This is a genomic window from Ignavibacteriales bacterium (genome assembly GCA_016709765.1).
Lineage (GTDB): Bacteria > Bacteroidota > Ignavibacteria > Ignavibacteriales > Ignavibacteriaceae > IGN3.
In genome coordinates this window covers 151,609-164,980 of sequence record JADJMD010000009.1, presented here as the reverse complement: position 1 = coordinate 164,980, position 13,372 = coordinate 151,609, and the positions used below count along the sequence as shown (strand labels likewise).

Sequence of the window (13,372 nt, the reverse complement as noted above, 5' to 3'; positions counted from 1 at the left end):
TATTAAATCTGATTTAGGAAATGTTTAATTACTTCATCAAGATATTTATGATATTTTTGCGGAAGGTTTTTATACTTAGAGTTTAATTTTAATTTTAATTCATCAAACGAGAAATTTCGATTCACTTCAACATCTTTTCTAATATTTACTAACCAGGTATCCAATTTAGATTTTACACGAACTAATACTTCTTCATTATTGCTTGCGGCGATTGATAAAATAGCTTTCTGTTCATTAAAATTATTTTCACATAAAATTTTTAGAGAAAGTCCTCTAAAATTTTCAGCAACAAGAGTTCTGCTAACATTTCCTAACTCTTTTGCAGTTTCGTTTATAGAAGAGTGTGAAAAATATTTATTTCTTAATGATTCAATAACAAGATCTTCAAAATTTAATCTAGCACTTTTCACCATCTCAACAGGTAAATCATTTAGTTGAATTAGATTTCTGTTGCTTGCATCGCAAAAAACTTTTGCTCTGCTAATGGCTGATTCCAATTCTCTTACATTTCCCGGCCAATCATATTCATTAAAAGATTTTAATACAGCCAAAGAAAGTTTATATTTTTTATCGCTACTTTCACAGAAATATGCTGCTATTGTTTCTATATCTTCTTTTCTTTCTCGTAATGCTGGTAAATTGATATTAATAACGTTTAGCCGATAATATAGATCCTCCCTAAACTTCTTTTCTTTAATCAATTGTTTAAGGTCTTTATTTGTAGCAGAAATAACACGCACATCTGTTATAGCAACATCAACAGACCCCACTTTATCATATTCACCTGATTGAAGAACTCTCAAAAGCTTAACCTGAAAATTTTCTGATGTTTCACCAATCTCATCCAAAAATATTGTGCCTTTATTCGCTGATTCAAATTTTCCCTCTTTATCTGAAATGGCTCCTGTAAAAGCTCCCCTCACATGACCGAACAATTCACTTTCCAATAGAGATTCAGTGAGTGCTGCACAATTTATTGCGATGAACTTTTTATCTTTTCGATTGCTTAATGTATGAAGGGCTTTTGCCACTAATTCTTTTCCCGTTCCACTTTCACCTGTTATAAGTATTGTCGCATCTGTTGGTGCCGATTTCTTAACTAAATCGACAACATTTTTCATCTTTGTTGATCTATAAATCAGACCTAAAAAGTTTTCCGAATTATTTATTTCACTTAACTCTGCTTCCTTCTGATCGTTTTCATTTTCTTTTAGCTTATCAATATCTCCTTTCAATCCTTCAATTTTCTCTAACAACTTTCCTGTTTTTTGTTCAGATGCATAATTTAATTCTCTTTCTAAAGTTGAAAGTTTTCTTTCTTTTTCAGTAAGAAGATTTTTTAATAACTCAGATTCATCATAAAATCCTGCTAATTGATTTTTCTTTTCAATGATATAGAAATAGATGTCAGAAGCTAAGACAAATACTAAGGGTATCAATAAAAATGAATAAGCAATTTCTATAAAGAATAATCTGTAAAACATAAATGTTATTAACAAAGAGAAAAAAATTAAAATAACATTATGACTTAAAAACTTTTTGCTGTTCAGTTGAAATATTACAAATAAAAATGCGATTAAGATTAATAAATACTTTGACCAGTTATAATAAGAATCAATTATATATCTTTTATTTAAAAGATTATCCAAAGCAAAAGCGTGCAGTGCAACTCCGGGTAATTGTTCATCAAATGTTGTAGTAAATGAAGCAGCTAATTGTGGATCACTTATTCCGATTAGTATAATCTTATCTCTAAGTCGAAGTAGCATTTCACTATTCGATTGCAGCATTTGTATAAATTCTACCAGAGAATAATTCGTAAATTTATTCCAGGAGGATATAAAATTAACTTTTATTTTATTTGGATATTCTGTTTGTTCACTTAGAAGACTTAGACAAAAAGCTTTCTCAATTTTATTCTGATTTAATATTTGCAAAGGGATTTCAATTCCACCATCTTGAAAGTAGTTGAGATGCCCTGTTGGAATTTGTTCATTTATTAGTTTAGGACTCGGGAAACTTAAAGAATCAGTAGTATATACATCATTCTCTCTTTTCAAATTTCCCGCAATTGAGCTAATAACAACATTATTTGCTTTGCTAATCTCTCGTTGAAGAACATTGTCATAGACAGCCTGTGAAACAAACTTTGAACTCAAGAAAACTTCAAGTCCAATTTTTTTAACTCCGTATTTGGATAGATTGTTGATTAATAAGGCATAGTAACTTCTTTTAAGTGGCCAGGGGCCTAACTGTTCAATATCCTGGGAATTTATGTGAATAATTACAATAGATGTATCAGGCTGCTTTTCACCGGAAATTCTATTAAAATTAGAAAACAAGAAAGTATCAATATTATAGGGAATTGTTTGGAATACAAAAAGTATTGTTACTATTACAAACGTAATTAATATTTTTATAAATATTTTTTTATTCATTTAATGATAAATTAATTGAACAAATAAAGACAAATCTAATCCATAGTAATAACATTATTAATTAATCGATACCTAACAGTTCTTTTTAATTACGACTTTTAGACAACATTAGTTCTTAAAAAGTAAAAATAAAGGGAGCAAAAGCTCCCTTTATTAGTGAGACAATAAATTCCTATCATTATTTCACTTTTTCTACATAGGTTAAAAATTCATCTGCATTTACAAAACCGGTAAGTCTTTTTATTTCATTTCCTTTAGAATCAATTATTATTACAGTGGGCATACCAATTATATTAAATCTTTTTCGTAACTGTTCGTTTGTATCATCATTTTTAGTTTGATCAGATTTATATACAGTAAAGCGTTCAAATTCTTTTAAAACTCTTTTATCCGAAAAAGTCAAAGCGTCTAATTCTTTACACGGAATACACCAATCAGCATAAAAATCTATAACCATCCTTTCATTGTTAGTTAAAGACGCTTCATAATTTTTTATGTTGAATTTTTTCCATTCCGGTTCCAAATTTTCACTTGGAATTAATGCGTAAGTTGAAACAGATAAAACTATTACAGAGAAAGTCGTTTTAAACATTCTAAATCCCTTTGCATCATTTGCGGTTTTATCAAAAAATAGCAAAATGATTGCAGCAATAATTCCGAATATCGGAAGCAAGTAACCTTGAATTCCTTTTGGTAAAATAGGATCTATAAAATAAATCGCCATTCCAATTAAGAGAAAACCAAAAATATGTTTTACACCTTCCATCCATAAACCGGCGCGTGGTAGACTTTTAATCTTACCAGAAAATATTGCTAGCAGTAAATATGGAAATCCTAATCCAAGAGCTAGAACAAAGAACATTAAAAATCCATAAAGCGGATCACCTTTTGCTGCAACGTATGTAACTAATCCAAGCACAAAAGGACCAATACAAGGTGCCGCAACAATACCCATTGTTAATCCCATAAAAAAAGCACCAAACGCGCCACCTTTTGCGCCGCCAGCTTTCATTACCCAGGAATCTGGGAGTTTAAATTCATAAACACCGAATTGACTTAAAGCTAATACAACAAATAGTATTGCGATACCTGTGATCACAATGGGATTTTGAAGCAACGTTCCAAATACAGCTCCACTTAAGGAAGTTACAACTCCAACTACTGAATAAGTTAGCGCCATTCCAAGCATATAAAGTAATCCAAGCATTACTAATCTACTTGTCTTCCCTTCTGACTGTCCGCCAAAATATCCTATTGTTATTGGGATTAGTGGATAAACACAAGGTGTAAGATTTAATGCCAATCCTGCTAGAAAAACAAAAATCAAACTTAAAAATATTCCACTGTTTTCTAATGTGGATGCAATGGATCCACTATCGCTTTTATCATTTGTTGATATTTCATTTTTTGTGTTATTAACTAGCTGATCAAAACTGCTAACTGAATCATTAGTTTCAATTATGTTCGACTGAGATTTAGAAGTGTCATTATCAGTTAATTTATTGTTTTCTAAAATTTCAATCTCAATTTCAACTGATGTTTCATTTAGCGGCATACAGGAAATGTCATTACAAGCCTGATATTCAAGTGTAATAACTAATTTGTGTTTTCCAATCGTTGCATCTTTGTTTGGCTTCAAAGTTAGAATTGCAGTAGTTGTTGCTTCATAAACTGAAACCGGTTCATCAGAAAAAGATAATTTTAATTCGTGTGCTTTTGGATATTTAACTTCTACTAATTTTAAACCATCACTTTTTGTAGTTATTACGCTAGGGATTAAAAATTCATCATTAGGTTTGTTGGAGTTTATATGCCAGCCTGAATTAATTGTTAATAAGATTTCAACTGAAACCTGTTCACCCTGTTTTATTTTAATTGAATTATCTTTTACTGAAATCTTTGCAACATCTTGATTCTGTGCAAAGTAACTCTGAGTAAACAATAAAATTGTAACCAGAATTAAAACTACAGGAGTTCTTTTTAATCTATGCAGTAAAACCATTTTATTATCCTAAATAATTTTGAGAATATTATACTAAAATATTAAACACATTTTAAGTCACGAAAGACTTTCTCAAAAAATGAAATTATTATATCATTCCTGTGAAAACGGGAAACGAGTACATATAAACAAAGTGGATTTCCACTTTCGTTGGAATGATAATTTCTCGTATATAATTTTTTAGAAAACTATAATATTAAGACACAAATAAATAAATAAATAATTAATTAATAATCTTATTTCCATCCTTATCCAAAAGTATTGGAACGCCGAAGCCGAGTTGTTTTAGATTTTCCATTTGTGTTTCTTTATCACCAACGATTAAATAAATCATTTTATCAGGATGTAGATATTTTTGAGAAAGATTTTTTAATTCATCCTGACTCATGTTAGCAATTTGTTTTTCTTGATCTTTAACATAATCGTAAGGCAGATTATACTTTGCAATTTGTCCTAACATTCCACGTAATGCTCCAATAGTTTCAAAACGGAGTGCATTTGATTTGATAAGTGCATCTTTTGTGAATTGCAAATCTTCTGTAGAAATTCCTTCTCTGTACTTTGTGATCTCATCTTTAAATATTTGTACTGATTCTAAAGTTGCATTTGATTGAACGCCTGCAGAAGCAACAAAGTAACCAGGATATTCTGAACCCGTAAAACCGGTTCTTGCACCGTAAGTGTATCCTTTTTCTTCTCTTAAAATCAAGTTAACAATTCCGTTAAAGCTACCACCAAGTTTGTAATTCATAACAGTCACTTTAAAATAATCGGGATCAGTATAGGCCAATCCTAAATTACCAATTCTGATCTCTGATTGTTTAGCACCAGGAAAATCAGCAAAGTAAACTTTAGATGCACCAATTTCATTAAAGGTTTTAGGCGTTGGAACTGTTACATCAGTTTTTATCCATTTGTTTTCTAAATCCTTAAAAACTTTCATAACATCATCTTTACCAACATTACCAGCGATTGTAATGTTTGAGTTTTGTGGAGCAAAACTTTTTGTGTAATAGTTTTTAAGATCATCTAAAGTTAATAAAGTAACTGATTCTTCAGTACCTGCAGTATTTTTTGATAAAATATTATCATCACCATAAATAAGTTTTGAAAATACTAATGATGCAGTTGCGCTTGCTGAAGTTTTATTTCTTTTTATGCCTTCAATTGTCTCATCTTTTAATCTTGCAAACTCTTTTTCATCCCAGCGCGGGTCAAACATTATCTCTTCAACAAGATTAACTGTTTCTGCAAATTTTGTGGATAGACAGTTACCACGAACTACAATTGCATCATCTGTTGTGTATAAATTTATATTTGATCCTAAATCTTCTATCGCCTGTTCTAATTCGAGTGGATTTTTATTTTTTGTGCCTTGCATCAACATACCACTTACTAAATTTGCAGCTCCAACTTTATTAATATCATCTAAAAGCAAACCGCCGTCAATCGTAATTTGAAAATCAACTAACGGTAATTCAGTCTGCTCAATTCCAAAAACTTTTATTCCGTTTGATAAATCATCACTCCAGATATTCTGTTCTTTAAGCAAAGGATCAGCACCATTAACAGGTTGATTGGAGCGATCATACTTTGATTCGATTTTATCAACCTTAACTAAATTTTCCGGTTTATTTTTGATTGCTACTTTTTCATCATCCGAATAAGATTTTATATTATCACCTGCAATCTGAAATGGAGTTGAATTTTCTGCTACAAGTTCTATTTTACCTTTCGGTACAAAACTTACTAGAACATACTTTTGATCTTTTATGTATTTGTTATAAACGCGCCAAACATCTTTAGATGTAACGGCAAGGCTGCTACTTAAATCTTTATTAAGAAAATCCGGAGAACCTGCAAAAACATTGTAACTTGCTAACTGTCTTGATTTTCCAAGCACGCTTGAGATTCCATTATAAAATTTAGTTTCAATTCCGGCCTTAGTTCTTGCCAGATCTTTTTCTGTAAAACCATCTTTTTCAAATTTTGCAAATGCTTCTTTGATTGCGTTTTCAACATCAGTTAAATTTTTGTTTGGAAAGGTTCTAATGCGAATTCTAAAATCACCTGCAACTTCACTACTGTTATTATAAGCCATAACAGATGGTGCAAGTTTTTTATCTTCAACTACAATTTTATAGAGGGGTGATTTTTTTCCTCGTCCAATCAAATCTGATAATACATCTAATGCATAACTATCATCTGTAAATTGTTCAACTGTAGGAAAAAGCATTGTAAGTTCCGGAGATTGTGCAAAATTATCCTCGTAAGAAGCGCGTTTAAAGGCATCCAATTTTACAAGCTGTGGTTTTAATGGTTCAACCGGTTTTGATGGTTTTATTTCACCAAAATATTTTTCAATCCATTGTTTTGTTTGTTCAACATCAAAATCACCTGCAACCACAAGCGTTGCATTATTTGGTCCGTACCATTTGGTATAAAAATCATGAACATCCTTTAAGGAAGCATTTTGTAAATCTTCAAGTGAGCCAATTGTTGTCCAATTATATGGATGACCTTCCGGATAAAGTAATTTGCCGATAACAAAACTTGTTTGCCCGTATGGTCTATTATCATAATTCTGTCTTTTTTCATTCTGCACTACCTGTTGTTGATTTAAGAAAGCATCATAAGTAACGGTTGGCAGCATATATCCCATTCTATCGGATTCTAGCCAAAGTGCTAACTCAAGAGCGCTATTAGGAACGATTTCAAAATACATTGTTCCATCCTGCCAGGTTCCGCCGTTTAATGTCCCGCCATTACCCTGAATAAGCTTAAAAAATTGATCTTGTGGAACGTGCTGTGATTCCTGGAACATTATGTGTTCAAACAAATGCGCAAATCCGGTTTTACCAGGTATTTCTCTATTTGATCCAACGTGATATTGAATCGAAACAGCGGTAATAGGATCTGATTTGTCTTGGTGTAGAATTACTTGTAGTCCATTCGACAGTACATATTTCTCATAATCCAATTTAAAATCAGATTGAGCATTAATTGCAGTAATGCATAAAATGGAAAAAAGTAAAAATGCTTTCTTAAAGATATTTGATTTCATTGAAGCACTCCGGAAGATTATTAATAAAATAGCAGGCCAAATATACAAATGTATATAAGAAAATTATTTAAGATTTTTAGCAAATCTCAATGAGACGTTAAAATAATTGGACAGAATATTGGAGGCAAGGTATAAAATAGAAGTGGAATTTAGTAGCGTAAAGAATATTCAATTCTTTTTTTCCTGTTCCTGAACCCACTTAATCATCTTAATATCAATTTCATTTATGTGATGTTTTAACCAATCGGAAAGGAACTTGGAGATGGTTGCTGTTAAATCGACTTTATCAAGCTTAAATAATTGAATAAGTTTTCCTGCTTGATCACGAAGGCTATCGTGTTCTTGCTTGTGAGTTGGATAATCCGGATAATTTGCGGAAATCATCAGGTCTTCTTCAGTTTTAAAATGAGTTTCTACATATGCTGATAATCCATCAATTATCTCAAGTAGCATATCTTTTGATTTTTTCTCAGAAATGCCCGCATTAATATTATTGATAAGTACGAACAATTTTTTATGCTGTCCATCCACAATTGGATGACCTGTTTCATAATTTTTAGACCACGTTATTGTTTCCATATTAAAATCCCGCTTTAGGGTATCTATCTTTTCTTTTTTGTTGTTTCTACTTTTGCAGGGCTTAATTCAACTTCCATTTTTTCAGGTAATAAATTATACATAGCACCGGTGAACATATCTATCGTCATTCCGGGAATAAATCCGTTTAATACATTACCCCAAAACCAGAAAGATATTTTTCTTGTTACCTGCGTTTCATAAACTTCATAACCTTCCAGTTCAAAAGTTACAACATGATTTGCCCCTCGTTCTATATTTACTTTTTGTGGTGATGTCCCAAACTTCATTCCATCAATCGAAATATTTGCATTGGGTGGATTTGAAATAAATTCAACTTCCTGCGTAGTGGAATGCATTATTGTAGAACAGGCGTTGAACCCTAAGAGAAGTATGCCAATTGATAAAATAATAAATGATTTTTTCATAATAATTCCTAATGTCTATAACAATTATCGAGTTTTATTGGATATTGTTGAGGATTTAGTAATTAAAATCTGAATTCATATTTTATTAATTAACAGTCACTTTTAACTAATAAATTGTAGTCTTAACTTCAACTAAATTATGAAATTAGTTAGTATTGAGTGGGTTATATGAAAGGGATAATTTGGGAAATATAACAGATTAAATGTAAACGTACAGAAATAACAAATCTTATCGGGTACAAACCAAACAATTTAGTCGGAACGGCGGGATTTGAACCCGCGACCCCTTGAACCCCATTCAAGTACGCTACCGGACTGCGCCACGTTCCGAAATTTATAATTTTGATACTAATAATTCTAGCAGACTTTTTACTTCTTCAAGGTCCTTTTGCAAAGCAGATTTATCATTTCTTGAAACCTGAGGTTCATTAATTTCAACTGTTCCATCTTCTGGTTCACTAGTCTGAAGAACTTTTTCAGGTGCATAATTTTCCATTATTTTTTTTGCACCCTCAATTGTGTATTTACGCTCCCTTAAAAGCGTTTTAATATGCATTATTAACTGGATATCTTTATTTGTGTATATCCTGTTTCCCGCTCTGTTCTTTTGTGGTTTTAGCTGATCGAACTCAGTTTCCCAGTATCTAAGAACATATTGCTCTATGTTTGTAATTTTACTTACTTCACTTATAGAATAGTAAAGTTTTTTAATGGACAAATCCTTCATAGGCTTCTTAAAATTGTTTAATAAAAAATAACTAATCTGCTTATTAATATCAACTTTATAGACTCATTTAATTTTAATCTTAGAGGAACTTACTAACCCTTATAATAGACATGCTTACCATATTTTACATCTAAAATGAGTTAAACAATCTAAAAATGCTACTGAAACTATTTTATAATTTTTGTAAGCAGATATGCAGCAGCTAGATAGCTATTTTCTTTGAAGCCAGATATATAACCATTTGTATTTTTAGCAGTTAGAAGATTTTGCCTGTAGTCTTCTCTATTCGCAAGATGTGAAAGATGAACCTCAACTTTAGGGATTTTACATATTTCCAGGGCATCCATAATTGCGATTGATGTATGTGAGTAAGCACCAGGATTTACTATTATTCCGTCATACTTCGAGTCAGCGGCTTGAATTACATTAACAAGCTCACCTTCAATATTGGATTGGAAGGATGCAAACTTGATTTTAGAAAACTCTTTTTTGAGTAGTTCAATTATTTGTTCGAGATTAAATGAAGAGTAAGTTAATTCATCTCTTTTAGAAAGCATATTTAAATTCGGTCCGTTGATAATAAGTACTTTCATTTTTGGTCTCCCATTTCCTCTATCATTTCACGGAGTTTTGGATTTAAATATATCTCATCTACACCGAGTTCTTTTAATGCAACGGATAGTATCATTGCTTTACGCTGTAAGTTAGCGTTTTTGTTTATAACTACTACTTTGCTTTCTTTCAGTAAACAATATCCGCCTTTAAAATCACCTTTTTCAAATCTGATTGTTGCACCAAGCTGACTTGCGACAGATTTTAAATCCTGAATAATCTCTTCAAATTCTTTCTCTTTTAATTTCATCTTTCTGTAAAATTAATCTTCCTTTGTAAGCGGTTGAAACACTATAAAATAATAGAATGAAAGATATGTTAAAATTGCCACAATTGAATAGCTGCTTAAGTCTTTGATTCTCTCTCTGAGTAATGCAATTACAATGTCTGGATTGAATGATCCACCGTTGATCATGATAATGGTTTTATAATCAATCAACATCAAGTAAATTTCGAGTGGTGTAGTAAATAGAATGGCAATAAGAATTATAAATAACCAGCCGTTAAATCTAAGTTTAATTTTTGAAGTAAAATAAAAGAGAAGTGTAGAAAGAAACATCACAATAAATGATATAAAATGAACCACAATCGAAGGAACAATTGAAGCTAGTATCCCGTTTATATTTTCACTATTTATGTAACTTCTAAGGACTAACTCGGGGCCTTCAAATAATTGGTAAATTAAAAACAATCGGGATGTATATGAGCCAACCCAAATGGCAGCAGACATTAGCGATAAGACCGCAAATATTTTAGAGATTGTAGAAATATTTTTCATAATTAACTTATTAAGTTGCAACGAAAATAAATAAAAAAGTTGATACTTGCTTTGGGTAGTTCTCTCGTTGTGGCGATTAAATTTTGATCGTCTATAGTTCTAAAATATTGTATTCAGGTTTTTAACTAAGAAACTAGTTCTTTGAAGTAATGAGGGAGCAAGTATTTGATAGCAAGCTTTATGTAAAAGTGAGTACAACCAATTTGGATATAAATAATATCTAATAGAATAATCATATATGATAGTATATTAAATAAAGCTATTTTTTAACAATTCTTTTAGATAATTATTTGTAATCATTGAGATTATAATTATTACTTACTTAAGATTATATGCTTAAGAAATCCTATTTTTAATAATAGTATTTTTAATTTTATCAAGCGGAAACGAGTCTGGATAATCAATTGTATAGTGCAATCCCCTGCTTTCTTTTCTTACTTTTGCAGATTTAATTATCAAGTGGGAGCAAGCTACTAAATTCCTTAATTCTAATATTTCCTGAAATACCTTTGTCTTTTTATACAGATCCTCAGTTTCTTTGTAGATATTATGGATTCTGTTTCCGGCTCGTTCTAACCTTAAATCTGAACGAACTATTCCTACATAATCCCACATAGTTTGTTTTACTTCATTAACACAATGTGTAATAAGCACTTTTTCATCTGGAGTTAAAGTACCAGAATCATCCCAATCCATTAAATTAGGAATCTTTATATCGTAATTTTTTAGAAACTCTTTTATTGAATTAGCACACCTGTAAGCATAAACAAGTGCCTCTAAAAGTGAGTTACTAGCAAGTCTATTAGCCCCATGAACTCCTGTCATCGTTACTTCCCCACTCGCATACAATCCTTTTAATGAAGTATGGCCATTCAAATCAACAACAATTCCGCCGCATGCATAATGCGCGGCAGGTACAACTGGAATAAATTGTTTTGTAATATCTATCCCATATTTTAAACAGGTTGAATAGATATTTGGAAAGTGATCAATAATTTCTCTTGAATTTTTATTAGTTAAATCTAAATAAACAAAAGCATCACCACGTTTTTTTAATTCATTATCGATTGCCCTTGCAACAATATCTCTTGGTGCCAATTCTTTTCGTGGATCATAATTTTCCATAAATATATTTCCATCTTTTGTGCGGAGCAATCCACCAAATCCACGCACCGCTTCCGAAATTAAAAAAGAATGACTATCAATTTCTGAATTGGCTTGATTTGTATAAAATGAGGTTGGATGAAATTGAATAAACTCCATATTTCCAATTTCAACTCCGGCTCTGTAAGCCATTGCAAATCCGTCACCTGTAGCAATTTGCGGATTAGTTGTATGGAGATAAACTTGACCTAGTCCACCGGTTGCAAGGACAGTTGCTTTTGCCGTAATTTTAAGCACTTCATCTTCAGTGGAATCCAGAATGTATGCTCCCCAGCAATTTTGATTCTGGATGAGTGAAGTGTTTTTACCTGAAATATTATGTTCAGTAAGTAAATCTATTGCGGTTGCATTTTCATAAATCTTTATATTTTCTTTTCCCTCGACTGCATGAATTAATGCTCGCTCAATTTCCTTTCCGGTTAGATCTTTAGAATGTAGAATTCTAGACATTGAATGCCCCCCTTCTCTCGCAAGATCAAACTCATTCCCATTTTTTGTAAACATTGTTCCAATTTCGATTAGGTCTTTAATCCTTTCAGGACCTTCTTTAACCATTGATTCAACAGCTTTTTTATCACATAAACCTGCGCCTGCAATAAGTGTATCTTCAACATGTATGTCAAAAGAATCACTTGGATCTATAACGGAAGCAATACCGCCTTGTGCGTAGTTAGTATTTGATTCTGCTTTGTTCTTTTTAGTTACAAGAATAACATCAGCGTATTCAGATATTTTTAATGCAGCAAATAAACCTGCAATCCCGCTTCCAATTATTAATACATCTGTTTTTATGGACATTTTCATTCCAATTATTTATAATGAAATAACAGTTTAAGATAAAAAATAATGAGGAATAATAAATACTATTAAATGGTAAAGATTATTTTGGATGAGAGATATAAAGTAACATTCCAGATTAAAAAGAATGATAGAGTAATAAAAATAGCATATAATCTTTTTAAAGTAGTCGCAAAAATGCTTTTATGGATCAAGTAAAAAGACCAAATGATTGTTATGAGTTCAAAACCAATAAGAATGTAAGTGACAAGTGGCTTTATTTGAAATGAGTATGGGTTATTTGAAAAAATATCACCGCCGAGAACAATTAGCTCAACCGGGAAAATAAATATCAATCCAAACAAATATGGAACAAATGAGTAAACATTAACGGCATAAATATCCTTAAATCTTAAATCAATCTTCCTAAAACTATAAAATATTTTAAGCAGGTACGTAAATAAAAATAGTATAGAAACTGAAATTAAAATCATCAAGAGGATATTGAACAGCAATGATGTTGTTACACCATTTAGACCCAATGCTGGTACTGAAAAAAAACGTGCAATAATTAAATTTTTTATTGCTATAAAAAAGGAAATGAATAATATAAAATTCTTGTGTTCTGCAAAAATAATTTGTTTAAAGGCTTTTATAGGTTCTTCAAATAATAAACTAATTGTATCCCATAAATCAATGTTAACAATTCTTTCTCTTAAATACGATTTACATTTTGTGCAAATATTTTTATAGGCAGGATTAATATGATTGCATTTTTTACATCTTGTATGTTCAAAAAGCATAAA

Annotated in this window: 11 protein-coding genes and 1 tRNA gene; all 12 read right to left on the bottom strand. The window is 31.0% G+C overall.

What is annotated here, in order from left to right:
- Positions 1-2: 2 nt before the first annotated feature.
- Positions 3-2,438, bottom strand: coding sequence for a sigma 54-interacting transcriptional regulator (locus IPJ23_04660; protein MBK7629985.1), 2,436 nt, complete (start codon positions 2,436-2,438; stop codon positions 3-5).
- Between the two features lie 178 nt (positions 2,439-2,616).
- The gene (dsbD, locus tag IPJ23_04655; protein MBK7629984.1) at positions 2,617-4,440 is read right to left on the bottom strand and encodes a protein-disulfide reductase DsbD; all 1,824 of its coding nucleotides are present in this window, start codon (positions 4,438-4,440) and stop codon (positions 2,617-2,619) included.
- A gap of 223 nt (positions 4,441-4,663) precedes the next feature.
- The gene (locus tag IPJ23_04650) at positions 4,664-7,504 is read right to left on the bottom strand and encodes an insulinase family protein (protein ID MBK7629983.1); all 2,841 of its coding nucleotides are present in this window, start codon (positions 7,502-7,504) and stop codon (positions 4,664-4,666) included.
- A gap of 168 nt (positions 7,505-7,672) precedes the next feature.
- Positions 7,673-8,083, bottom strand: a complete 411-nt coding sequence (locus tag IPJ23_04645) for a hemerythrin family protein (protein ID MBK7629982.1) — start codon at positions 8,081-8,083, stop codon at positions 7,673-7,675.
- 23 nt (positions 8,084-8,106) lie between these two features.
- Complete coding sequence (locus IPJ23_04640) at positions 8,107-8,508, bottom strand: PEGA domain-containing protein (protein ID MBK7629981.1); 402 nt, start codon at positions 8,506-8,508, stop codon at positions 8,107-8,109.
- Between the two features lie 256 nt (positions 8,509-8,764).
- Positions 8,765-8,838: transfer RNA gene (locus IPJ23_04635), tRNA-Pro, on the bottom strand.
- Between the two features lie 4 nt (positions 8,839-8,842).
- Positions 8,843-9,235: a MerR family transcriptional regulator gene (locus IPJ23_04630; protein ID MBK7629980.1), complete on the bottom strand. Its 393-nt coding sequence runs from the start codon at positions 9,233-9,235 to the stop codon at positions 8,843-8,845.
- Between the two features lie 167 nt (positions 9,236-9,402).
- Positions 9,403-9,828 carry a 3-dehydroquinate dehydratase gene (locus IPJ23_04625; GenBank protein ID MBK7629979.1) on the bottom strand — a complete coding sequence of 142 codons (426 nt, stop codon included), beginning with the start codon at positions 9,826-9,828 and terminating at the stop codon, positions 9,403-9,405.
- Positions 9,825-10,097: a hypothetical protein gene (locus IPJ23_04620; GenBank protein ID MBK7629978.1), complete on the bottom strand. Its 273-nt coding sequence runs from the start codon at positions 10,095-10,097 to the stop codon at positions 9,825-9,827. The genes IPJ23_04625 and IPJ23_04620 overlap by 4 nt, the downstream gene beginning before the upstream one ends.
- 12 nt (positions 10,098-10,109) lie before the next feature.
- On the bottom strand, positions 10,110-10,625 hold the full coding sequence (locus tag IPJ23_04615; protein ID MBK7629977.1) for a hypothetical protein: 516 nt from the start codon (positions 10,623-10,625) through the stop codon (positions 10,110-10,112).
- Between the two features lie 336 nt (positions 10,626-10,961).
- Positions 10,962-12,593 (bottom strand): L-aspartate oxidase, encoded by a 1,632-nt coding sequence (gene nadB / locus IPJ23_04610; GenBank protein ID MBK7629976.1) that lies wholly within the window; start codon positions 12,591-12,593, stop codon positions 10,962-10,964.
- Positions 12,594-12,655: 62 nt separating this feature from the next.
- The gene (locus tag IPJ23_04605; GenBank protein MBK7629975.1) at positions 12,656-13,369 is read right to left on the bottom strand and encodes a hypothetical protein; all 714 of its coding nucleotides are present in this window, start codon (positions 13,367-13,369) and stop codon (positions 12,656-12,658) included.
- Positions 13,370-13,372 lie beyond the last annotated feature (3 nt).